Below are 26015 nucleotides of genomic sequence, written 5' to 3'. Positions count from 1 at the left end.
ATACTAAAATAAAAATGTTCACTTTTTATAATATGGTTTCAAAAACCTGTTATTATAGAAAAGTGAACATTTTTTGATTGAAATCAACTTCACCATATAGGAATTGATTTCACAGTTATGAAATATTACTTATTCTTATCCAAAAATGCTACTACATGATGCCAAACATCTCTGTCAGCATTTTTTCCGATAACACAATCTTGGTGTCCGTAGCCTTCTATTACGTGGCGTTCATAATGCTGCTCTGGATTGAGTTTTTTCAGACGATTATAAGTTCTTTCGGTAGCTTCAGGAACAAAGACTTCATTCTTTTCTCCGTGAACAAAACACATCGGAATATTCAAACGCTCTTTTGCGTGAGGCAAATAAATATCTTCTCCGTCAGCATTACGAAGTTCCTTTTCTCTTGACATAAGCGTAAGTTGTTCGTAAGTAGTGAGATTAGTTACTCCAAACATCTCATGAAAAGAATCAAATGTTTTCTCATCAATATTTTCTTTTTCATACAAAGTAGAAAACATAAATGTAACTCGGTTGGCAATTGAATCATTTGTATCCGAACCCAAAACAGCAGAATAGGCTTTTACAGCAGTATTTAAAGCTTTATCCAACCAACTTGAATTTACATCTGTATAAGCAGTCATCGTTTCGATACCAAATTTTTTGAGAAGTGTCGGAACGTGTGCAGCAGCTTTGAGTTTGATTTGTTCACCTCCAATAATATCGGTAGCTACTTGAAAACAAACCATCGAACGAACACCTTTCAAACCTCCCAACATTGCCATAACGCCAGTAATTGCACCCACACAATGCGTAAAGAGTTGAATATCTTTTTCTCCTGTAATTTTCAAAATTTTATCTACACAGGCAGGAAAGTCTTTCATAGCAATATCGTCAGCCGTGCATTGGTCTTTTGCAGACGGCAGTGCAATACTTGTACGGTATTCCATTACCCAAACATCATAACCATGGGCGCAAAGATATTCTACCAAATTTGTATCTGGCGTATCAATTTCGAAGATAAGCCCTGAAACGCTAAAACCGTGAGCTAACATAACCGAACCTTTATTTATGCCATTTTCTAAGTCTTCTCTATCTCTTCCGTCATAACGAGTAAGAAGAAGTTCGACACCATCAGAAGTCTTGACTGGATAAATTTGTGGTTCTGGCGCACGTAAAGGACGTTTTTTTCGTGGTGGCGCACTAGGATTGAATAATGAATCTTTAGCCAAAACTCCTCCATAGGTATCGTAGAGATTTCCTGCAAAATACTTCCCAAAACTATAAAGAGCTTTTAGTTTTTCGGTTGTCGTGTCTGCATGAAGAGCTTTCATGGTTGTCATTTGCTTAATAAAATCAGCCAAATGAACGTGAATAATTCCTTGCGATTTGATATACTTTTCGTCTTTGTCTAATAACTCTTTTTTTACGCTTTCCGTATCAGCATAAATGGTGGTGTAAAGTGTTGTTGTATCGCTCCAAGCATCGAATCCTTTATCTCCTCGTATGGTTTTGTAGCCTTCAAAATTATAGCTTTCTCCATTAGGATTAAATAATTTGGCTTTATAAACCATTCGTTTGGTTTCCATTTCGCCTTCATAATCTATAAAAAGCTGAAAACTTCCTTCTGTAATCAAAAGCGGGTCTGCCGAAAGTGAAGGAGCTTCTACTGTTCCAACCATTCTTGAGAGATGCTCTTTTTCATCTAACATTTTTTTCAAATCTTCACAAATTACAGTCAGAGTAATTTTAAATTCTTGATTTTTGGATTTTCCTAAATCATATTCTCTCTCAAACTGTTTTGGTGTTTCGCATTTTGGTTCTTCGGCTATTTTATGATTAATGAATCCTTTCATAGTTTCAGTAAACTGAATTCCAATAGGCATTTTTTCTTGTTCTCTTAGGATAGATGGTTTTGAAGGCAAATCATAATTAATTTCCCAACCTTTATCTCTTGCCATAATCTTACAAATTCGTTCTGAAAGTGCTGAAATAGTAAGGAGTGGATTTGCTCCCAACGAACGAGGGACAATCGAACCATCAGCGATATAAAGATTTTCATATACCTCATCTTCTCCTGCTTTTGTACAATATACTTGTCCTTTGTGGTTTACCACACCTTCACGAGTATCTTCTCCCATAATACAGCCTCCCAATGGGTGAACAGTTACGAGGTCTTGATTAAATAATTTTGTCCATGTTGGGTTTGGAACACTCGTTCCTTTGAGTGCTTTTGTGGCTTCTCCTATACGGTCACTGGCTTTTTTGAATATTTCTTCGTGTCCTACACCTTTCCATGCAATCTGTAAACGATTATCTTTTAAAGATAATACACCAGCACTTTTATCGTGTGTCATTATCAAATATACTTGTGTATTCTGAATTGCTCCTTTATAAGGTCCTCTAACAACACTTTCTAATTCTCTTTTCTTCTCTTTTATTTCACTTACAAAACCGTCTTTGCTTTCATCTTTTCCTGCCATGAGAGCCATAGTAGCCATAAATTCAGGAAAAAACTTTGCCATTGGCGAAGGAGTAGAACCTTCTTCCAAAATCATTCCCTCTTCTTTATATTCTGTTTTTCTAAGGTCAATCACAGAAGTAATACAAGGACCAACAGGGTTTTCTTTATCCAAATGCTGTCCTCTTCCTACACCATTTATTTTATGTTCGGTATTATATCCAAAACCTAAAACATCGCCATTTCCAGAAAAATGAAAACCTAGTTTGTTAGAAACTGTCAAACCTTTATCTTTGGAACGAAGCATAATTTCAGTAGAACCCAATGTTCCTGCTGACAAAACTACAGTATCTGCCGTTACATACATTTCTGGTGCATCAAACTTATGACGTTGCGCTCCCAACAGCTCAAAATGAACAATCCACTGTGTTCCACTTTTTTCTAAATGAGAAACCGAACATTCGACAAAAATATCTGCACCAAAATTAACAGCATCAGGCAAATAGTTCATCATGGTTGTGTTTTTTGCGCCTACATTACAACCCGAAACGCAATCTCCACACAAATTACAAGGTTTTTGTTCTACTCCTACATGATTTTCTCCATCAATATCAAAATTGACATTTATATCTGTTTTATAAAAAGGCTTATTCATTGCCTTTGCAGACTTTCGATGAGCTTCTAATTTAGCTAGTTTGGGAAAATTTTCAGGGTAAGGGTTTGGCTTTAACATTTGATAGGCTAAACGATACCCTTCTTCTAAATCACTTTCAGGGTTTTCAGACTCCTCTTGCAAAATTTTGGGAAAGACTTTTTCTTTTAGCACCCATTTTTCTGGGCGAATAGAAACGTTTGCATTGACAAGCGAAGTACCACCTAAGCCACAACCTTTAAAAATATTTATATCATCATCTATCCAAAAATCATAGAGAGCAGATTCAGAACCCGTTCTTTTATTATTTAGATTAAACTGCATGTTGGCAGCAGCTTCTGTTTGTGTATCTGGAAACTCTCCTGTCAGATATTCTTTTCCTCGTTCTAATAAACACACTTTTTTTCCTGCACGAGAAAGGCGAGAGGCTGTAATTGAACCTCCATAACCAGAACCAATCACAACTACATCATAATGAGGCAGCATTTTTTCGATAGGTTTGGATAAACGACGATTTTTCATAAAAATTTAGTAAGAGTTAGAGTGAAATTATTTCTTTCACTAATCTACTTAAAAAAATGAAAAATACATAGGATTTGAGAATCAATTTGTGTTGATTTTATATTTACTTGATGTGAACTTGTCATTAAGAACAGCCTAAAACACTTCTTTATATACTAAAAAAGCTACTTTCAGTCTGCTCTAACAAGACTGACCTGTATTGATATAGTAATTGTTTTTTTAACTAAAAATTCATTCCACTTGCACACCAACTACCAAAATATCATCTGTTTGTTTGAGGTCTCCACGCCACATTTCTAAAGCTACTGCTAGTTTTTCTTCTTGTTCTGAACCTGACAAATAATGATATTCTAATAAAAACTCTCTAAAACGACGACTCATAAACTTACGATTTTCTTCCCCTCCAAACTGGTCTGGAAAACCATCTGAATACAGATAAAAAACATCCTTTTTTTGATAGTCAATGGAATGAGTTTTGAAGTTTTTTTCTTGTACTCTCTTTGTCCCCATATTTCCAATTGGGTAACGAGTAGCCTTGATTTGATGAATTTCATTATCTCTAATAAAACATAAGTCTAGTTTTGCAGCAGCATAATTAAGAGTTTTCTTGGCCTTATCGACACTAAAAATTCCTATATCCATTCCATCTTTTCGCTTCGAATCATTTGAAAATGTCTCTTCTAATTTTTTATCTAAAAGTGTCAGTATTTCGGCAGGGTCTTCTACATGACTTTCTCTAATTATTTGATTCAGAATAGAATTTGTCATAACCGTCATAAACGCTCCTGGAACACCATGTCCAGTGCAATCAATAACTGCAAAAGTAAGAACACCTGTATCTTTATTTTCATAAAACCAATAAAAATCTCCACTCACAACATCACGAGGACGATAAAAAACAAAAGCATCTTCAAAATGAGATTTTATTTCAACAGGATTTTTTAAAATAGCTTGTTGAATACGGAAGGCATACTGAATACTATCCGAAAGATGTCCGACAGTATCTTGTAGTGCTTCTTTTTGTAACTGAACTTCTCTATATGCTCTCGCTTTCAAGAACGAAGAAACAGCATGTTCGGTAAAACGTTGTAACTGGCGAGATTCTGTAAGAGAAAATGAACGCTCTTTTTCAAAATCAAAAACCAAAATTGCTTCTGGAAAATTTCCTATCAAAATTGGAATAACGAGCGAAAAACGAGGCGTATAAGGCGCAAGTAAATATTCTCTCTCTGTTGGATAAACCTTATAAAAGTACCGAGCTAATGGAACACCCCATTTGAAATAATTAATTACTTTATCAAAAGATAGTTTTTCAGGCAAACGATGTGTATAGCCTTTCGGAACAGCAACATGAAAATAATCTTCTTGATAATATAAAAAATATCCTTTTTCTGTATCTTTTACAAGTGTCAGAGCTTGTTCTAAAAGTGTTGTCAGAACATTTTTGAAGGTAACTTGCTGATTTACACTTGCAACAATTTTGTCAATAACTGCCAATTCTGAGGCTTGATTTTGTGTTTCTGTGGTTTGGATTAATAATGCTTCCGTACGGCTTTCTACAAGCTCTTCTAGTTTTTTACGTTGGTTCTCAATGATTCCTGTTCGCCATTTATAAATCAAATAAGCAATAACAAATACTAACCCCAAAATTGCTAACCAAAACCAAATTATTTGTGTTATTTTTGGTTTTATCTTGAATGAAAAACTTGTTCCTTCTTCATTCCAAACGCCATCACTATTGGCTGCCTTTACTTGAAAAATATACTTATTAGGAGGTAAATCGCCATAAAAAACAGTTCTTTTATCTGTGAATCGCCATTCTTTATCATATCCCTCCAATTTGTATTTATACATCGTTTTTTGAGGAGAAATAAAAGTAAGGGCATCAAAATGAATTTCTAAGCTATTGAAATCCGAAGGAAAAACAACTCTTCCGTTTTTATTGGTTTCTCTTGCTATCCAGTTGTTTCCATTTTCATCAAAAACGCTTTCTACGATTACATTAGGCTTGGGCAAAAGGCTATGTAAAGTGGTATAATTAAAAGAAGAAACTCCTTGAGCTGTCGGAATCCAAATATTTCCATTTTTATCAGTCGTAATGCTCGGAGAAGAAAGAGAAGCACAATCGCTACTTCGCAATCCATCATTTTCATCGTAAGAAGTAATATTTAAACTATCGGTTTTTTCTGTCATCCAATTTCTAAAATTATCGTTCGAAACTGTCCAAACACCATCGTTACTTGTAAACCACCACGTCGAACTTACTTTTAGGATAGAGTGAATAGCATCACTAGACCAATGACTTGTTGATGTTGGAGTAGTTATTTTTCCATTATCATAAGTAGAAATTCCATTTTTTGTCCCTACATAAATCGTATTATCTAAAGGGTCTTCATACAGGCTCAAAACTAAGTTATCGGCTAATCCATCTTGCGTAGTGAATGAAAAAAATGAAGGTGGAGTAGTGTCTTCTGAATAAGGATTATCTATTAATAGTATTCCATTGTCTTCTGTTCCTAGAAAAATTTGTCCATTTTGAGCTTCCAAAACACAAGTTATATTATCAGAAGCCAAACCGTTTGAAATAGTGTAGTTTGTAAATTTATTTACCCCTGTTTTGTTCTCATCAAAAATACTTAGTCCTTCTGTTGTGGCAATTAAGAGTATTTTTGGCTGTTTTTGACTAACTCTGATAGCCCTAACAAAATTTCCTACTAAGCCGTTTTTTGTATCAAAAGTTATCGTTTGTTTTGTTTCTGCATTATATTTTGCTATTCCCCCTCCGTATGTTCCTACCCAAAAAAGAGATTGATTTGATTCGTTTTTTGTAGCTGTAATGCTTCTGACGTGATTATGAGGTAATCCATTTTTGATTGTCAGATAAGAAAAAGTATCATCTTGATTTAAGATAGAAATTCCATCACTTTGTGTTCCTATCCATATTTGAGATTGAGATTGAGTTTTATTTTCTTCATCAGAATACGTAAAAACACAATTCGTGAGGTTATCAGAAAGTCCTTCTAAAGTGGAATAGGGTGTAAATTTGCTATCATTCAATCGTAAAAGTCCTCCTCTATTCATTCCTACCCACAAACTACCTTCTTTGTCCTCAAAAAGTGCTGTTATGCTATTACTGGCTAATCCTTCTTTTGTAGTCAAGGCTTCAAAAGTTTCTAAGTTTGGTACATAACGCAAAAGTCCTTTGCTATTTGTTCCTATCCAAAGCGAACCTAATTTATCAATAAACAGCGTGTTTATTGTTGCATTCTGTACAAGTTGATTTTTATCATTAAAATTATACAGCTCATTTGTTTCAATATTCCAATACAAAAGTCCGTTTGCTGTTCCTATGTATAGGTTATTTTTATCATCACTTTCTAAAGTCAGTATCTGCAAATCAGGCAGAGGAAGAGAAACAGGAATGATTTTTCCAGAATCCAAATTAAACTTTGCCAGTCCTTCATCTGTTCCAATCCATAGTGCATTTTGTCCGTTTTTGGTATCCTTTAAAAGTGTATTTATTTTTATATTTAGAAGACCATCTTTTTTAGTATAGTTTCTAAATACATTTCTACGATAACGACTAAGTCCTTTTGGCGTTCCTATCCAAATACTTTCCTCCCACTCTTCCAAACAAAGAATAGTATTATTTACAAGGTCTTTCTGTGTATCAAAATTCTTGAAAGTAAGAAAATTATAATTAGAAAGTCCTTCTCCATTTGTTCCAATCCAAAGACCATCTTGTTGTGTACTCTTCACTACCGAAACAAAGTTATCTGGAATTCCTTCATTTATATTATTTTTTGAGTCCGTAGGTGCAGAAAGAATTTTGAACTCTCTTCCATCAAATTTTACAAGTCCATTATGCGTTCCTATCCACAGGTAACCGTCATCAGATTGTGTAATTGAGGTAATACTATTTTGAGGAAGCCCATTTCTTTTTTGCCAAGTGCTTTGACTATATTGTGTTATTTTTTTGGAAGCAGAAAGAAAAGATTGAGCAAAAGAGTTGGCAGTAGAAGCTAAAAGAGAAATACAAAGTAGAATGCACAAACAAAAGCCTTTCACAAATTGTGAAATAGAGGAAGAATAAAACTGACCTTTGGTAGAAATAAAAAACACTTTATTAGTAGAATGGATTATTTTTATGAAGTTTATAAAGCTGATAGCTTATTGATACTACAAATTACTATTAGTTTTTGAATAAATTAGGCTTACGTTCTATTTTTTATTTATTTTTGCAAACTCTTTAACAAATATAGCACAAAGATTATGACAGTTATTCCTTATAAAGACCAAACAGCTTCTAAAAAAGACCAAGTAGCACAAATGTTCGATAATATATCGAATAACTACGACTTACTCAACCGAATTTTGAGTGGTGGAATTGATATTATTTGGAGAAAAAAAGCGATTTCGTATCTCAAATCTGAACGCCCTCAGCTTATGCTTGATGTAGCAACAGGAACAGGAGATTTTGCTATTGAAGCCTACAAAAAACTCAAACCAAAAAAGATTGTTGGCGTAGATATTTCGACAGGAATGCTTTCTTTTGGAAGAGAGAAAATAGAAAAATTAGGGCTACAAGATACTATTGATTTGAAGATTGGAGATTCTGAAAAACTACCTTTTGAGGACAATACTTTTGATGCTGTTACCGTTTCTTTTGGAGTACGTAACTTCGAAAACTTAGAGAAAGGATTAGCCGATATTTACCGAGTTTTGAAAAAAGGTGGTTCGCTTGTTGTACTAGAATTTTCACAACCAGAAGCATTTCCTATAAAACAATTCTACTCATTTTATTCAGCACAGGTACTTCCAAGAATTGGAAAAACAATTTCGAAAGATACATCAGCTTATACTTATTTACCTGAATCTGTGGCTGCATTTCCTTATGGAGAAGACTTTCTTAAAATAATGGAAAAAGTAGGTTTTGTTTTTACACGAGATGAAGCCCTTACTTTTGGAATAAGCTCAATTTATTATGGAAAGAAATAATTGTAATTAATTTGCTATTGTTTCTTATCAATGACAAAAAATATTCTATGAAAATCGAACAAAAAAAACACTCATTTAGACTCTTTAGTTCTGCTTCTTTTGCAGTTTTGTTTTTAATGTTATTTTTATGCTTTGGAAACTTTTCTTCTGCATTGGCTCAAGACGTAAATAAGAAAAAGCCTGTTAATCAAGAAAGAAAACGAAAAGATAAAAGTCTTAATATTCCTGATTATGATTCAAAACCTTTGCATTATGGTTTTATATTAGGAATGCATTATGCTACGATGCGAATAGATTATTCTAATTATTTTGCTGACAATACAGATACCACTATTGCTCTATTGCCTCAACGTAGTATGAGTAATTTTGCTGTTGGAATGATTATAGACCTTCCTCTAGCCGAACAATGGAACTTTCGCTTTACGCCAACAGTAGGTTTGTATGAATATAGCGTTACTCACAAACAACTAGAACGTGCTACTGGAAAATATGTAGATACAAAAGTTCCTGTTGAAAGTGTATTTTTTGATTTTCCTATTTTATTAAAATATAAATCTATACGAAGAAATAATAATCGCCTTTATATGGTTGGTGGTATTGTACCTAGTATAAAAGTAGGTGGGAGAAAGCAGCGTGATAATAAGGAAGCCTTCGGAATGGAAGATTATAACTTAGAGGTTACTTATGGTTTGGGTTGGGATCACTATTTTAGTTTTTTCAAATTTGCTCCCGAAATTCGTTTCACACACGGAATTGCAAATATGAATCTGCGTAATCAGAGTGTTTATTTCAAAAATATTGATAGAATGACTACACATAAAATATCATTATTATTTCATTTTGAATAACTAATAAACATAACCATTCTTTATAAGAACTCTAATAGAAATATTATTCTGTTAGAGTTTTTTATTTTCTATATTTTATTTACGTTTGTTCTCTACTCCTAAACCAAAAAGTGCAAAATCATATTTTACAGGATCGTTCGCATCAAATAATCTCAAGTTTTGGGTAAGTTCTTCGGCTGCTTTCCAATCTGAAATATTTCTTTCTAGTAGCCCTAGCTTTTTACTTTCCCTTTCTACGTGAATATCTAATGGACAAATCAGAATGGAAGGAGAAATATTTCCCCAAATACCAAAATCTACGCCCTTATCGTCCTTTCTGACTAGCCAACGCAAATACATATTTAGTCGCTTACAAGCTGATTTTCGTTCAGGCGTACTGATATGTTTTTTGGTTCTTTGTGGTGCATAATCTATATCAAAAAAAGTGTTATGAAAATGAGCTATATTTTCTTTTTGTGTTTTTTTTGAAGAAAAAAGAGCTTCTAAAGAATCATTTTTTTGATAAAATCGCTGTAAAAAATCTAAGAAATAAAGGAAATCAGTAGAATTAAAAGTACGGTGTTTAAACTCTTGAAAACCTACATTATTCAAATCTGAAGCTTTATGATTTAGAATAAAATCGTGTGGCGAATTGTCCATCAATTCCATTATCAAATTACATTTATTGATGATTGTCTTTCGTAATCCCCACGCTAAAACGGCTGCAAAAAGTGCCGAAATTTCAATGTCTTGTTTTTTTGTAAACCGATGAGGGATTTGAATAGGGTCATTTTCTACAAAATCAATATGATTGTATTTTTCATATTTTTCGTCTAAAAAATCTTTTGTCTTTTGGAAATTTTTTGATTTTAATTTTATCATAATCTATTTATTAAATAGCATCTAAAGGAGCGTTCTCATTGGTATAAAAATCTCCACCAAAATTAGTTCCACCTCCATTTTTTTCAATGAGCTTTGTGTAGAGAATAAAAGTAGCAGCAAAAGTCAGAGGAATTGTAAATAATGTTCCTACACCCAATAAGAGTAATCCAATACTGTTTATAAGTGTAAACCCTATAACAAAACCAAAGACACCTATATAATTCCCCAAAACAAGTTTGCGACTTACTTCCATAGCAGACCAAAAACTCATTCTTGCCACCACAATCAAAATAGGTGCAAAAATATATAATGTAAAAACCAATAGAGAAGGAAGACTAAAAATGAAATAAAATAAAATAGTGAACACTTCGTATGTATTTATGTCAAAAATATCTACTGTTTTATTAATACCAATTTTTTGAGCTAAAAAAAACATACCCAAAAAAGGAAGTGCTACCATCATAACAACCAAGATTTGATGTAAAGCAAGTTCTTTGATATGCTGAAAACCATCAAATAAATTTTGAAATGAAAATCTATCTTTTTGATAAACTTTTTCAAAAAAGGAATAGAAACCAGCTAAGAGGGCAGAAATTAGAGTCAAATTAACTATTGTACCTACTAAGTAACCCAAGTTACCCATAAAGCTCACAATTTGTGGAATGATAAAAGATAAGGTCAAATCAGCAAAAAAACAAAAAAGTGTATAAGAAACAAGCTGTCCCAAATAGGGTTTCATAAAGTCCCAAGAAGAACTAAGTGTATCTGAAAACTCTACGCTATATCCTTCTGAACGAATCTTTGCAAACTCATCAGTAGGAGTAAGTCCTGTCTTATTTTGAAGAAGGTCATCTTCTGTATAAAAATTCTCGTTATCTTGATTTTCCATAAATATTAATGATAAATAGAGGAATAGTAAAATCAAAAAAAGCCTTACTATATAATTAGAAAGACTTTTTTTGATTATTTTTTTTAGAAAACTGCAAATTAAATAGCATCTAAAGGAGCTTTTTCATCTCCGTAGAAAAACTCTCCTGCGCCATTTTTTTCTACTAGTTTTGTATAAAGAATAAAAGTAGAAGCATAAGTAAGAGGTCCTGTTATGAATAGTCCTACTAAACAACACATAGCTCCGACTACATTGAGTAAAAAAAGAATTATAATAAAACCTAAAACACCTAAATAATTAGCCGAAACAAGTTTTCTACTTATTTCCATTGCTTGCCAAGCTCCCATATTACTATTTGTTGCAATAATAGGTATAGTAAACGTATATAGAATAGCAATCAGACCAGACATAATCCCTCCTACGAATATGGCAATACCTACTCCTCCAGCAAATATTGTTTGAAAAATCTCACTTGGGTCTGTTATATTGGCATAATTTCCTGCTCCTACAAATATACTAATTACTAAGCCTACAATAAATAAAGGTGCATAAGTAATTATACTCGTCAAAAGACCTGAAACTATCAAAGTAGCTGCATCTTGAAAACTCTCAAAAAAATCGGAAAATGTAGCATATCCATCTTTATACTCTTTTGTAAAGTAATAGTAAAACCCTGCCATCAGTACAGAGCTAAATGCTCCACTAATTATCTGACTGATATACTGCCCTACATACGGAACTAGAGAAACTGTAAATGTTAGAATAACACCAAATATTATAGATATAATAAAAGCAACGATTAGAAACCCTATAAGAGAACCAATATGAGGTTTCATAAAATCCCAGCCTTTAGAAATAGTATCTCCTAGCTCTACACTATAACCCTGCTGACGTACTTTTACAAACTCATCGTTTACGTGAAGTGATACTGTTTCATCATTATAAAAATCTTCTGTTGTCATAATTAAAAAGTAAAGTGATTAAATTGTGAAATAAACTTGATACGTCAATTAACGAAAAATTTTGTTAAAAGTTGTTTTTATTTTTTGTCTAAAAAAGTCAAGTTTTATAGTTTTTCTTTGTTTTTATGATAGTAGTTAAACTAAGTTATTATTTTTCAATTTTTAATTTGCTGATAATGAGTTATTTGTATTCATTTATCACTAATGATTTAAACAACTTATCATTACTTACACCTTTTCAGGTTCTTGTTTTTCTTTAGTATTGAGAGCTAATTCTTGCACATAACGACGAAACTGGTCTCCTCTATCTTCATAATTTTTGAATAAATCAAAACTTGCACAAGCAGGAGAAAGCAAAACAACATCTTCACTTTCTGCTAAACTAAAAGCCGTTTCGATAGCTTTTTTCATACTATTTGTTTCTCTAATTTCGCTTACTTTTCCTTTAAAAAAAGTAGTTATTTTTTTGTTGTCTTTTCCCAAACAAACAATTGCACGTACATTTTTCTTGACAGATTCTTCAATAACTTCGTATTCATTCCCTTTATCAACACCTCCAACAATCCAAATTAGAGGTTTATCAAAACTTTCAAGAGCATAAGAAACAGCGTCTATATTCGTTGCCTTCGAATCATTTATAAATGTAATTCCCTTTATTGTTTTTATTTTCTCTAACCTGTGAGGCGCATTGATAAATGATTTTAAGCCTTCTATGACTTGCTCATCTGAAAGCCCTATAATCTGTGCGACCATTCCTGCAGCCACTGTATTGAGAAAATTATGCGCTCCTTTGAGTGGTAAATCAGAAACTGGAATATCTAACATTTGGGCAGGAGTAGCCGAGATTCTGATTTTGTTTTGTAAGGATAAATATTCTTTTTGCTTAGAGATATTAATAGGAAGCATTCTTCCAGCAAGGCGATGAAAACGAATATGCTTGAGCGATTCTATATCTTCTTCATTATAAATAAAAAAATCTTTGTTACTCTGATTTTCATTAATTTTAAATTTTGAATTTACGTAGTTTTCCATCTGATAATCGTATCTATCCAAATGGTCAGGTGTAATGTTGAGCAACACAGCTACATGAGGACGAAATTCATCAATATCATCTAATTGAAAACTGCTTACTTCTATAACGTAATAATCATAGTTGTCCTCAATAGCTTCCCGAGCAAAACTTTTTCCAATATTTCCAGCCAAACACACTTTCAAACCTGCACTTTTGAGTAAATGATAGGTCAGAAGTGTAGTTGTTGTTTTGCCATTTGTTCCTGTGATTGCTATTATTTTTCCAGAAACAAAACGAGAAGCAAACTCAATTTCAGAGATTACATCTATATGTTCTAACCGAATAGCTTCCATAATCGATGCACTTTCAGGAATACCTGGACTTTTGATAATCAAATCAGCTCCCAAAACAATTGATTCAGTATGCTTTCCTTCTTCATAAAAAATTTTATGATGTTCTAATTCATATCTATTTTCATCAGAGAGTTTATTTTTCTCAGATAGAAAAACATTATACCCTTTTTCAGCTGCAAGACGAGCTGCACCTATACCACTTTCTCCACCACCAAGAATAACTACATTTTTTTGTTTCATAATTGTAAAAGATAAAAAGGAATAATTAGAAGAAATATATTTTGTTGTTGGTGTCGCTACGCTAAAACATCAATAACGGCAAGTGAAAATAAATATCAACTACAAATTTGAATATTCATAGTTTTAATTTAAAATTTACGTAAAAAAAATTCTAAAACAAAATTTACTTTTATGTATCTATAATTATCTCTTTTTGAAAAACAAAAGAGTTTTTGGTGCAGGAGTCGAAGCTAGTAATTCATAGAATAACCTTCGTTATTTAGTGTCTTTATGAAAATCCCTCCCAAAATAAGTGCATTTAGGTTACTTTCTCTCGTATTTCCAAAGTTAAACTGTCCTTTTCCAGTAAAGTAATTAAGAATGGATGTTTTGATAAGTTTTTCGTTTTTTTCTTCTTTTGTTCCATTTTCACGTTGCCACCACCACGTACCACTTCCCCATATATTTTGCTTAAAACGAAATACTTCATTTTCTACATACAAACGAATCCTTCCGTTCCACATATTATTTTTGATAAGAGCTATTTTCTTATTACTTGTCTTATCAGTAATTTCAAATTTGGTCTGCCAAATATTTGTTGCTTTTATCTCAAACTCTCTATCTATTAAGATTCCACGCCCTCCTAAAGTTATGAATCCTTTCATTTGAAAATATCCTATCTCTCTTCCTGCATAAAATATAGTTGTTTTTCGTTTCCAAAAATTATTTTTCCATATAATTCCGTCTTCTGTCTTTGATGGAAGGTTACTTGTTTTTTTTGTAGGTAACATAATTATAAAAAGGTTTAGATATGAACACTCAAATATATTATTTTCTTTATGAGTAGTTACTGATATTCTAAAATTACATGGTCAAGAAAAAAAGCTACAAGAAATAATCTTGTAGCTTTTCTATTTTGTTTATATGTTTTGAAGATTAATCTATAATCAATTTACGAGCAAATGAAGCTCCGTCAGATTGTAACCTAATTGTATAAACACCTTTAGCATAGTTACTTAAATTGAGGGAGTGGTCTTTCGAACCCTTTTCAAAAGTGGTTTTTTCAATCACTCTACCAATTGCATCAAATACTACAACATCTATATTTTCTCTCAAAGCAGTTCCGAAATGAATACGGAAAATACCAGTATTACTTGGGTTTGGATAGATGTTGAACATATCGTTATCCAAATCTTCAGTTCCTGTAACGATTCCATCATCAGGAACACGGAAATATACATTGCTAGTAGTTGCTCTACATCCAACAGAGTAAGTTACGGCTGCTACATAGTTTCCATCTTGATTTGGAGTAATTGTGCTTTGGTCTGCAAATTCTTCAAGAACAGTTCCATCTAATGTCCATACAATTCCTACAATTTCTCCTTCTGTATCTACATACAATTCAGGATATTCTGTGTTTTTGTAAAGTCTAGGAGTTGGTGTTTGGATTCTTGTAATTGTTACTTCTTCTGAACGAACACTACAACCATTTACACTCTCTGCTTTTATTTCTACTGAATAGTTTCCATAATTTGAAGTAGAATAAGAACTAGATGTTGCATTTGTTATTGCTCTTCCGTTTCGTAACCATTGATACGTAACATTTTCAGATTCTGTAATAGATAAAGTTGCTTTTTCATCTGTACAAAGGGCTGTTTTATCTGTCGTAACAATAGGACTTTGAGGAAGAGTTACTAAAGTTACTGCAATTTGAGCCGAAGCTACACAGCCATTTTCTGTTACTCTCAATTCATATGTTCCTGCATTGCTAACCTCTAAAGAAATGCCTGTTCCAACAGATTGATTTTCTAAGAACCATTCGTAAGTAGAGTTTGCATTTACACTTTTTGCATTCAGTGTTCCTGTCTGACAAATGTTAATAGTTTCTCCTTGCATAATTTGTGCTGTCGGAGTGAAACCTAACGTAACACTTACTGTATTAGAAACATTCTGACAAACTCCACGAGTGATACGAACTTTGTATGTCCCTGAACGAGTAACAGTAAATGTTTGTCCTGTTCCTACTTCTGTTTGTCCTAGAAGCCATACGTACGAATCTGCATTTTGAATTGGTTGTGCAGATAATACAAAGCTATTTTCACAAGAAATAACTCTTCCTGTTTGGATAGTTTGTGCTTCAAATGTTGGAGCTACTACTACTTGCGCTTCTACTCTTTCACTTTCCAAATCATTACTTACTGTACTGATATAATAGGTTGTTGTTTGAGAAATTGAAGGCAGAGTAATTGATGAAGAAGTTGCCTGTTCTATTGGGCTTCCACTTGTCAAATCATCATATATTTTGAATAAACTTCCTTGTCCATCTACTTTAATAATTGGAACTCCATCTCCACAAATAGTATTTACAGACACTAAAGTAGGTGCAACTGGGTAAGTATATGCACTTGCTTGTTTTGCATCTGAAAACTCTACTCCTCGTGTTGAAATTATTCTATATGAATAAAACGTATTAGGAACAAGACTTTCATCTAAATAACTAGTTATTGTTGAACTATTCAATTCTGCAAGTAATTCGCCATTTCTGTAAAGGTCATATCCTGTTGCATTACTAGCCGTAGGAATAGTCCAAGTAAGTTGAATTTGAGTAGTAGAAACTGATGTTGCTACAAAATCTCTAACAGCGATTAAAGAAGGAGTGGTAGGCGTACCTCCTGTTCCGTCTGAAGTATCACTAAAATTAATTCTCAAATCAGTACGGGTAGAACCTGTAATACCTGTTGCCGAGTTATTTGTAAATGCAGCATCTTCAAAAACAACTGTTAGGTCTGAAACTGAATTTACATATTCGTGAGCAGTTGCACTACCTGTTAAATTGAAAGAAAGTACCGTTGCGCTATTTCTGATAATTGAAGCTGTAAGACCTGCTGGTAGATTAGTAACTGTCACTTTTCCTGTTGCTACAAAATCCTCTCCGTTTGACCCTGCAAAAACATCACAATCATCACTAGAAATAGTGAGTGTATTTACTAACTGACCAGAACTATACGGACTTGGTTCTACAAAGGCACTTGATGAGTAAGAGATAGCTGATATAGAAGAATTAACTACTACATCAAACGAACAAGTAGAAGTATTTCCTGCTGCATCTATTGCTACAAATGTATTTGTAGTTGCTCCGATTGGGAAGGAACTACCAGAAGGCAAACCTGCTGTTTGTGTTACTGTAACCAAAGAACAGTTATCTGTTGCTGTTGGAATAGTATAGGTTGCTATTGCTTCACAAAAACCAGATGCTGCCGAAACAGTAAGCGTTGAAGGACAAGAAGCAAGAACTGGCTCAACATCATCACTAATAATGATAGTTTGATTTGCCGTGCTTGTGTTTCCATTTCCATCATCAAACGTCCAAGTAACAGTCGTTGTTCCTTGTGCTGTAATTGGGAAAACAGTAGTTGTTGTTCCTGTAATTGTTCCACTACAATTATCAGTTGTGGTTGGTGCTGTTGGCGTAACTGAACAAACATCAGTAAGCGTAGCTAATACTGGAGCTACTGGAGCAGTAATATCAATAATAAGTACATTCTGACTTGCTATCGTAACATTTCCATTCCCATCATCAAACGTCCAATCTATAACTGTTGTTCCTTGCGTTGTGATAGGAAATACAGTTGTTGTTGTTCCTGTAATTGTTCCACCACAGTTATCAGTTGTTGTCGGTGCTGTTGGTGTAATTGAACAAGCATCAGAAAGAATAGCTAAGAAAGGAATTGCTGGAGGCGTAACGTCATCAACAATTACATTTTGGTCTGCTGTACTTGTATTTCCATTTGCATCTGTAAATGTCCAAGTTACTATGGTTGTTCCTTGAGTTGTAATTGGAAATACAGTAGTTGTTGTTCCTGTAATTGTTGCACCACAATTATCTGTCGTGGTTGGCGCAGTTGGAGTAACTGAACATTGAGCCGTTACATCTGCTAATGTTGGAACAGCAGGTGGTATGATGTCATTGATAACGACACTTTGATTTGCTGTAATAGAATTTCCATTTGTATCCGTAAACGTCCAAGTTACTATTGTTACGCCTTGGGTTGTAATTGGAAATACAGTTGTTGTTGTTCCTGTAATTGTCCCACCACAGTTATCTGTTGTTGTTGGTGCTGTTGGCGTAATCGAACAAGCATCAGAAAGAGTAGATAAGAAAGGAACTACTGGAGGTGTCATATCATTTACAATTACATTTTGATTTGCTGTAACAGAATTTCCATTTCCATCATCAAATGTCCAAGTAACTACTACTGCTCCTTGTGTTGTAATTGGGAATACAGTTGTTGTTGTTCCTATTACTGTACCTGCACAATTATCTGTTGTTGTTGGTATTGTTGGGTTTGCAGAACACTCTGCTACAAAATCAGGTAAAACTGGAACTACTGGAGCAATTGCATCATTAATAATTACGTTTTGATCTGCTGTCGTAGAGTTTCCACTAACATCTGTAAATGTCCAAGTAATTACAGTTGTTGCTGTAATTGGGAAAATAGTTGTTGTTGTTCCTGTAACTAGTGCGCCACAATTATCTGTTGTGGTTGGTGTTGCTGGTATCGTCGAACAAGAAGCATTTACATCTGCCAAAACTGGTGTTACTGGTGGTGTTACGTCATCGATAACTACATTTTGGTCTGCTGTAACAGAGTTTCCATTTGCATCGGTAAATGTCCAAGTTACAACAGTCGTTCCTTGTGCTGTAATTGGAAATACGGTTGTTGTTGTTCCTGTAATTGTTCCTGCACAGTTATCAGTAGTTGTTGGTGCAGTAGGAGTAATAGAACAAGATGAGTTTACGTCTGCCAAAGTTGGAACTGCTGGTGGCGTTACATCATTGATAACTACATTTTGGTCTGCTGTAACAGAATTTCCATTTGCATCTACAAATCTCCAAGTAACAACGGTTGTTCCTTGTGCTGTAATTGGAAAGACAGTAGTTGTTGTTCCTGTAATTGTTCCTGCACAGTTATCAGTAGTTGTTGGTGCAGTAGGAGTAATAGAACACTCACTATTTATATCTGCTAAAACAGGAGTTGCTGGTGGAGTCAAATCTGCAATCGTTACTACTTGACTTACCGATGAACTATTTCCATTTCCATCATTAAAGTTCCAATTCACAACTGTTGTTCCTTGTGTTGTAATTGGGAATGTTGTGGTTGTCGTTCCTGTGATTGTACCTGCACAATTATCTGTTGTGGTTGGTGCTGTAAGTGTTACCGAACATTCGCTGGTTACATTTGATAATGCAGGAACTAAAGGAGCTTGATTATCTATAACTGTTACGATTTGAGTAGCTGTTGCTGTGTTCCCACTTGCATCAGTTGCTGTCCAAGTTACGGTAGTTGCTCCTAAAGGAAAGTTTGCAAGGGCATTATTTGTAACTGTTGGTGCGTTACAATTATCTGTTGCTGTTGGAGTTCCTAAATTAGATATTACTGCCGTACAAAGTCCTGCATCAGCAACAACTGAAATAGGAGCAGGTGCTGTAATAACAGGATTTGTTATATCTTGAGTAATTGTAATTGCTGAACTATTTGCACTTTGTATAGCTGGGTTTGAAGCCACTACACGAACTACATAATTGCTAGAACTAGTTGCTGAATTTGGAATAGTTAAAGCAATTGGACTTGTTCCTGTTGCCGTTGCAATGGCAGGGAAATTACCAGAAGCATCTGAAAGTTCTGCTGTAAATGTATTTGCTCCTCCAAAACTCCCTGTCGTATTGAAAGGAACACTAATTGTAGTTCCAGAACAATATGAAGTAGGATTGATTGCTTCCAAAGTAATAGAAGCTGGAAGAGAACCTTCACCTTGAATAGCAAAATCATAAACTCCTTCACTACAATCATTGTTATTGATGACTACTGTCGCTGTTCTGATTCCTAATGCAGAAGGGTCAAAATCAACAACAAAAGTTGTACTACTATTTGAAGCAACACTTGTAGGAATTGTAACTCCACTAATCGTAAAATCAGAAGCATGTGTTCCTGTTGTAGAAATAGAAGTTACTGTCAAAGGACTAGAGCCTGTGTTTTCGATAGTAAAAGTTTTAGAAATTACTCCAGAAGTTACTTGTATTCCTTCAAAGTCTGTTCCGTCATCTGTACGTGGAGTTATGTCTCCATCTAATATAGTAAGTGTATTTCCTTTTACATTAATTTCTGTTACAGGTAATGCTTTTGCACAAGCACTAGCTGTCGTTAGAAAGTTGCTTACATCTACATTTCCTAAATAAGAGTCTCCTGAACCAGCATCCGTAACTGAACCGTCAGCAGCACCCCAATAATTGTTTTGTGCATTCAGATTACTTGTAGTTGTATTATTGATAGCAACTGTATTACAGCCAAAGTTATTATTACTAATAGTAGTGAATGTAGAAGGAATAAGTACGTTACCTACTACTTGAAGTCCAATATTATTTCCTGTAAATAGATTACAAGTAAGTGAAATATCAACAGAACGCTCTACATAAACTCCATAAAATTTGTTTGCAATCGTTACTTTATCTACTGAAACATTTTGAGAGCTATTACTAGCCACATCACTAATATAGATTGCTATTCCGTTTCCAGCATTGGCTACTGAAGAAGAAAAGTCTAGCTCACTAATAGCTACATTATCTACATCACTTAGCAGCACAGGATATTCTACATCCAAACCACTAGCAAGGTTTATGTTTGTTCCTGTTGTTGTTCCATCAGAAATAACAATATCTCTTACTCGTTGAAGATGTATTGTTCTTGCAGGATTTTGATTTTCTGCACCAAACTGATTTGCTGCTACCAACATTCCACCAGGCAGAATACTTGAAGTAATATCCCACAAAACAAGTGCTGCACGATTAGAACCACTATCTCTAAAGTCATTATTTGTTACTCTTACGTCAGTAGCACCTTCCACTACAAGAGCTGAAAGTCTTCGTTTTATAGTAGTGTTTGTTATGGTAAGTCCTTGACAATTATTATATGCCCAAATTCCATAACCTTCAAAACCTGCTGCTCCACGACTCAAATCCACGTTTCTGATAGTTGAGTTATCAACATCATTTAAAGTAATTGGATAAAGAACTCGTCCTCCACCAGTATCAATAGTAATATTTGTACTTCCACTTGTTGAGTTTGAAATAATAAGATTTGATGCTTCTGTCATTACTAGCGTATGAGTAGGATTTAAAGCCTCTGCTCCAAACTGATTATCAACAAAATAAACGCCTCCATTAAGAGAACTTGAAAAAGGAGAGTTCATAGTAATTGCACCTTCTGAAGGATTAGAACCACTATCTCTCAAATCGCTATTTGTGATACGTATATCTATATTATCACTTCCTTTGATAGCAATACGACGTTTTTTGGCAATAATATCATTTATTCTAAGATCTCTACAGTTAGTAGAATTTATAGCTATTCCATTAAAAGAAGAAGTAGAGTTTGTAAAATCTAATTTGTCTATGCGAGAGTAGTTCACTAAATCAAACTTAAATGGACTTGCCATATCTAATCCACTATTATCCATTGTGATATTTGTTCCTCCGACAGTTCCATCAGAAATCCTCAAATAATTTGCACTTTGAATATTTAGCACTTGAACAGGTGTTAGATTCTCTGCTCCAAATTGATTATCATTCATCAAAATACCTCCTGAGAGTAAACTTTGAGAAAGACCATTGATAGTGATTGCACCATTTGTATCACTAGAACCACTATCTCTAAAATCACTATTGGTAATCGTTAAGTCAGTAACAGAAGTAGCACTTACAGAACGAATACGTTTTTTTGCAATTACCTCATCAATTGTTATTCTACTTGAATTCGTAATTTGAATAGCATTACCTAAAAAATTACTTGATGGATTGCTTATGTCTAATGCTTTCAGTTCTACATTACTTGCATTAGAAATGGTAAATACTGTACTTGTTCTAGCAATTGTAATACTTGGAACTCCTGTTGCATAACCAGGTGCAGAAGTACCATCAATTTCTGTAGGTTGAGTAAGTGTAGGTAATGAAAATGATTGAGAAATTGTTCCCTGTACTGTAAATGTAATTACATCAGCACCTGGATTTGTTTCAGAATTAAGCATTGCTTGGCGAAGTGAACCTGCACCACTATTATTTAAATTGGTTACGACCGTAGAAAGTGGATCTCCAATACCTTTTACGCTAAATGTATAAGGACTCTTATCACAATCATTACTAGCAATATTTACAGTTGCTGTACGAGTTCCTACTGTTAAAGGGTCAAACCTCATTGTAAAAGTAGTGCTTCCTGCTGCTGCGATAGTGGCAGGTAAAGAAATGCCACCTCTAGTAAATTCACTTGAATTTGCTCCTGAAGAATAAATATTTGAAATAACTAATGGAGCATTTCCTGTATTTTGTATAGTATATGTTTTTGTTACTGTTCCTCCTACGAAAAGAGTATTGCCAAAATCTGTATCGTCCGTAGTAGCTGGTGTAGTATCTCCGTTTGATATAGTAATAGAATTTCCTTGAGTGTTTATGACTGACAAAGGTACGGTAGGCGAACAAGCATTTGCAGTAGCCAATGGATTTGTTGCAGTAATATTACCTGAATAAGCATCGCCTACTCCTCCATCAGTTGAAGAGCCTGTGCTGTTTCCCCAGTAATTATTCTCTGCGTCTATTGTAACGCCTGAAGTATTATAGATGGCATACGTGGTGTTGCAGTAAAATGAATTATTTATAAAAGAGGCAAAATCACTTGAAGTACTTTGCAAGTATATTCCATATTGGTTTGCTTTAAAGGTATTACAAGCTATAGAATAACCAACACCTGCATTTAGAATACGAAGACCGAATGTTTTATTCTGAAATATATTACCTTCAATAGTTACGTTCTGAGAATTTACTATATAAAGCCCTTCATTCACTACAGAACCATTAGAAGTAATATTCAAACCTAATAATGAAAACCCATTTACACTAGATACATAAAAAATTCTATTATTAATACTTACTGTAACAGTAGGGCTACCTACTGCATAGCTAGGAGCAGTAGTTCCATCTATTGTTAAAGGTTGATTTATCGTTGGAAGACTAGAAGTAAGGTTAATTATTCCTTGTACAGTAAAGTCAATAACATCAGCACCTGGATTTATTTGTGAATTTGTAATTGCCTGGCGTAACGAACCTACTCCTGAGTCATCTAAGTTTGTTACTGTTGTAGTAAGTGGGTCTCCTTTTCCTTTTACAGCAAATGTATAAGGACTTTTATCACAATCATCACTAACAATACTTATAGTAGCAAAACGGTCTCCTACACTTATTGGATCAAAAGTAACTGTAAAAGTAGCACTTCCTCCAACAGCTACACTTGCTGGAAAAGTAATTCCTCCTATAGCAAATTCACCTGCATTTGTACCACTTCTACTAATAGAGGATATGTTTAGTATTCCATCTCCATTGTTATTGATTGTAAAAGTTTTTTCTATTGAGCCTGTAGTAAAAAGTATACTTCCAAAGTCTGTATTATCTCCAACTATTGGTGTAGTATCTTCATCAGGAATAGCCAAACTGTTGCCCTCTATTTCTATTTCAGAAACTAAAACTACTGGCGCACAAGTATTTTGAGAAGCTAAAGGATTTGTTGCATCTACCAAGCCAGTATAAGCATCTCCACTTCCACTAGCACTTATAGACCCATCTGACTCCCCCCAATAGTTGTTCTGTGCATCAATAGAGTTTATCATAGCATTCTCTATAGCGAGTGTATTACATACAAACGTTGTATTTTCTACTGAAACATCTGTTGAATTGTCACTTATTTCTATTGCATTTCCATTACGAACAAATGAACTACAGGTAATATTAGTGTTTAAAGATGACTCTACATACATACCAATATTCTTATTTTCAAATGTAATGTTATCTACTTGGGTCGTACCACCACTTTCTATACTGATACCAGTTCCTCTGAGAGTAGGAGACTTTATAGTAAGGTTGTGTATTTCTAATGCAAAAACATTATCGAAACTAAGAGGAAAATCCATCTCTAAAAGACTAGGAAGGGCAATATTAGTTCCTATATAGGTGCCATCAGATACTACTATATTGTTTGAATTAGCAACATAGAGTAAACGACCAATGGTAGTTCTATTCTCTATTCCAAACTGATTATCCTCAATTAATACTCCTCCTTGCAGAGTGTTGGACAAAATAGTAGATAAAAATATGGCACTTTCGTTATAACTGTAGCTAGGTGTATTATCTCTAAAATCACAGTTTGTAATAGTGATATCAGTTGTGTTATAAGCAGCCACTCCAGCTTCTCTATTCTTTGCTGTAATATTATCTATAAGTACGTTTTGGCAGTTTGATATGTTTACTCCTGCACCTCTTTCAGTCAATGAACTAACATCTATGTTTCTAATCTCTATATTATCACATTGTATAATGTAAATAGAGCCATCTCCATAATTATAATTATTATAACTATAGAAATCATTATTTCCATCTAATGATTCTGAAAAACTAATGTTTGTATTAGCTATTGTTCCATCTGAGATTATCAAGTTATCTATATTTCTTATATATAAATCGTTATTTAGTGACCCCTTGATAGAATTACCACTCATACTTATTCCGTTAGGAATGCTACCACTATACAAATTTTCTAGACGAACCCCTACTGTGTTATCTACAATCTTACTATCTGTAATAGTAACATCTGTAGAATTTTGAACCAGTATAGCAGTACCTCTTTTTTTGATTATCAATTCATCTATAAGAACATTAGAAGCATTGCGTATGTATAAACCCGTTCCTGAGTAATCTGTAGTAGGGTTTGATAAATCAAGTCCTTTAATTGTTAATTGAGTCACTCCACTAGAATTTGCTTGAATAGCATTACCAATAGTCCTTATCCAAATCATATTTGTTTCAAAAACATAACCTGGTGTAGAAGTACCATCTATCGTAAGTGGACGTGTAATACTAGGAAGTGGAGTAGCTAAATTGATAATTCCATTTACTGAAAACTCAATAATATCGGCATCAGCATTTGCATTGGCTAAGGTAATAGCTTCTCTCAATGAGCCTGTTCCCGAATCAGCTAGGCTACTTACAGTAAAGGTAGCCGAATACCCAAATGGCGTGAAGAACATAAAGAGGAGAACAAAGAAATAATGCTTCCAGTTTATATATGTTTTTTTTACTTTTTTTAATAAAGGCTCTTTAAAACAAGTAGGTTTTTGTTGCTTCAAAGAAGTAAAAGTAGTAGTAGAACTCATGTATTTAAGATTTTTTTTGTTAAAAACTTCTGCAAAAGTAAGTGTAATACTTGAGTAATACAACTAATTATTAAGTGTTTCTTCTGAATATCAAGGCTTTAGCTTTATTAAGCCAAACAAATCAAATTGAAATAATTTCTTAAATAATAAAAAGCAAAATAAAATTTTACTAAAGTAATTTATAGCAAAATTTACACTAACAATTTTATAAAAAAATCAAATATTAATTTTTTTATAATAATATTCTATTCTTTTTAAAATATCTACTTAATTCTCAATTTTCGCACATGTGTTATATCAGTACAAAGTAGTTATTGTCTGATAACTAGCTTTTCAGATACTTTGAAGTATTGAATCAATTAAAAATAAACTGTATAATATCTTGAAATCATATTGATAGCTATTTATTTTCAAGATTCAGACATAAAAAAGCCCTACTTCTAATAGAAATAAGGCTTTTTAAAAAAACATTGAAATTCATGACTGATTACCTATTTGGTAATTGCTCTATAAACTTAGCTTTTAGCTCTGGAGTGGGAATTCTACATTCATTTTTCTGCCCAAACCATTTATATCTGTTTTTGGCAACTAGATTATAAATTCCATTTCTTAAAAAAGCAGGTATAATTTTGAAAATACTAAAATACTTCCAACCTCCTGAAAGTCCTGCTGCAATACGTAGGGCTGCTGTCGATTTTGTCTTTATTTTTCCTTTTTCATAAACAATCATAGAATCAAAATCGCTTGTATCTCTACCAAAGTGCGTTAAAAGAGCTTGTCCAAATTCGGATTGTAGAGAAGCAAAATAAAAACTATTATTCACATCTTTGTCAATCACAAAATTAATTGCACTATTACAAAGATTGCAAACACCATCAAACAAAATAATAGTTTTGTTTTTGGCTACTTCTTGAAAATCTACTTTTTCTATTATTGATTCTTTACTTTGAGTGATAGTTTCCATCTATTAATTCTGTTTGGATTTATT

At 33.6% G+C, this 26015-nt stretch carries 11 protein-coding genes; 2 read left to right on the top strand and 9 right to left on the bottom strand.

Annotated elements, in window-relative coordinates:
• Positions 1-125 precede the first annotated feature (125 nt).
• Entirely contained in the window at positions 126-3635 is a 3510-nt protein-coding gene (locus WAF17_RS20660) for a GMC oxidoreductase (RefSeq protein ID WP_338763910.1), read from the bottom strand.
• 231 nt (positions 3636-3866) lie between these two features.
• Positions 3867-7757 carry a two-component regulator propeller domain-containing protein gene (locus WAF17_RS20655; protein WP_338763908.1) on the bottom strand — a complete coding sequence of 1297 codons (3891 nt, stop codon included), beginning with the start codon at positions 7755-7757 and terminating at the stop codon, positions 3867-3869.
• Between the two features lie 150 nt (positions 7758-7907).
• On the opposite strand from WAF17_RS20655, the gene ubiE reads away from it, so the two are divergent.
• Complete coding sequence (gene ubiE, locus WAF17_RS20650; RefSeq protein WP_338763905.1) at positions 7908-8633, top strand: bifunctional demethylmenaquinone methyltransferase/2-methoxy-6-polyprenyl-1,4-benzoquinol methylase UbiE; 726 nt, start codon at positions 7908-7910, stop codon at positions 8631-8633.
• A 47-nt stretch (positions 8634-8680) separates the two neighbouring features.
• A complete protein-coding gene (locus tag WAF17_RS20645) occupies positions 8681-9481 on the top strand; it encodes a porin family protein (RefSeq protein ID WP_338763902.1) in 801 nt (266 codons plus the stop codon).
• A 75-nt stretch (positions 9482-9556) separates the two neighbouring features.
• Here the strand turns inward: WAF17_RS20645 and WAF17_RS20640 are convergent, their stop codons facing one another.
• The 7 genes from WAF17_RS20640 to WAF17_RS20610 form a co-directional block, all read right to left on the bottom strand.
• On the bottom strand, positions 9557-10342 hold the full coding sequence (locus WAF17_RS20640; RefSeq protein ID WP_338763899.1) for a TIGR02757 family protein: 786 nt from the start codon (positions 10340-10342) through the stop codon (positions 9557-9559).
• A 10-nt stretch (positions 10343-10352) separates the two neighbouring features.
• On the bottom strand, positions 10353-11231 hold the full coding sequence (locus WAF17_RS20635; protein ID WP_338763896.1) for a hypothetical protein: 879 nt from the start codon (positions 11229-11231) through the stop codon (positions 10353-10355).
• Between the two features lie 98 nt (positions 11232-11329).
• Positions 11330-12193, bottom strand: coding sequence for a hypothetical protein (locus WAF17_RS20630; RefSeq protein ID WP_338763893.1), 864 nt, complete (start codon positions 12191-12193; stop codon positions 11330-11332).
• 228 nt (positions 12194-12421) lie between these two features.
• Entirely contained in the window at positions 12422-13798 is a 1377-nt protein-coding gene (gene murD / locus WAF17_RS20625) for a UDP-N-acetylmuramoyl-L-alanine--D-glutamate ligase (protein WP_338763890.1), read from the bottom strand.
• Positions 13799-14028: 230 nt separating this feature from the next.
• Entirely contained in the window at positions 14029-14568 is a 540-nt protein-coding gene (locus tag WAF17_RS20620; RefSeq protein ID WP_338763888.1) for a hypothetical protein, read from the bottom strand.
• 145 nt (positions 14569-14713) lie between these two features.
• Positions 14714-25027 (bottom strand): choice-of-anchor D domain-containing protein, encoded by a 10314-nt coding sequence (locus WAF17_RS20615; protein WP_338763885.1) that lies wholly within the window; start codon positions 25025-25027, stop codon positions 14714-14716.
• Positions 25028-25514: 487 nt separating this feature from the next.
• Positions 25515-25991, bottom strand: a complete 477-nt coding sequence (locus WAF17_RS20610; RefSeq protein WP_338763883.1) for a thiol-disulfide oxidoreductase DCC family protein — start codon at positions 25989-25991, stop codon at positions 25515-25517.
• Positions 25992-26015 lie beyond the last annotated feature (24 nt).

This window comes from Bernardetia sp. ABR2-2B, from assembly GCF_037126435.1.
GTDB lineage: Bacteria > Bacteroidota > Bacteroidia > Cytophagales > Bernardetiaceae > Bernardetia.
This window is presented reverse-complemented; position numbering and strand designations above follow the sequence as displayed.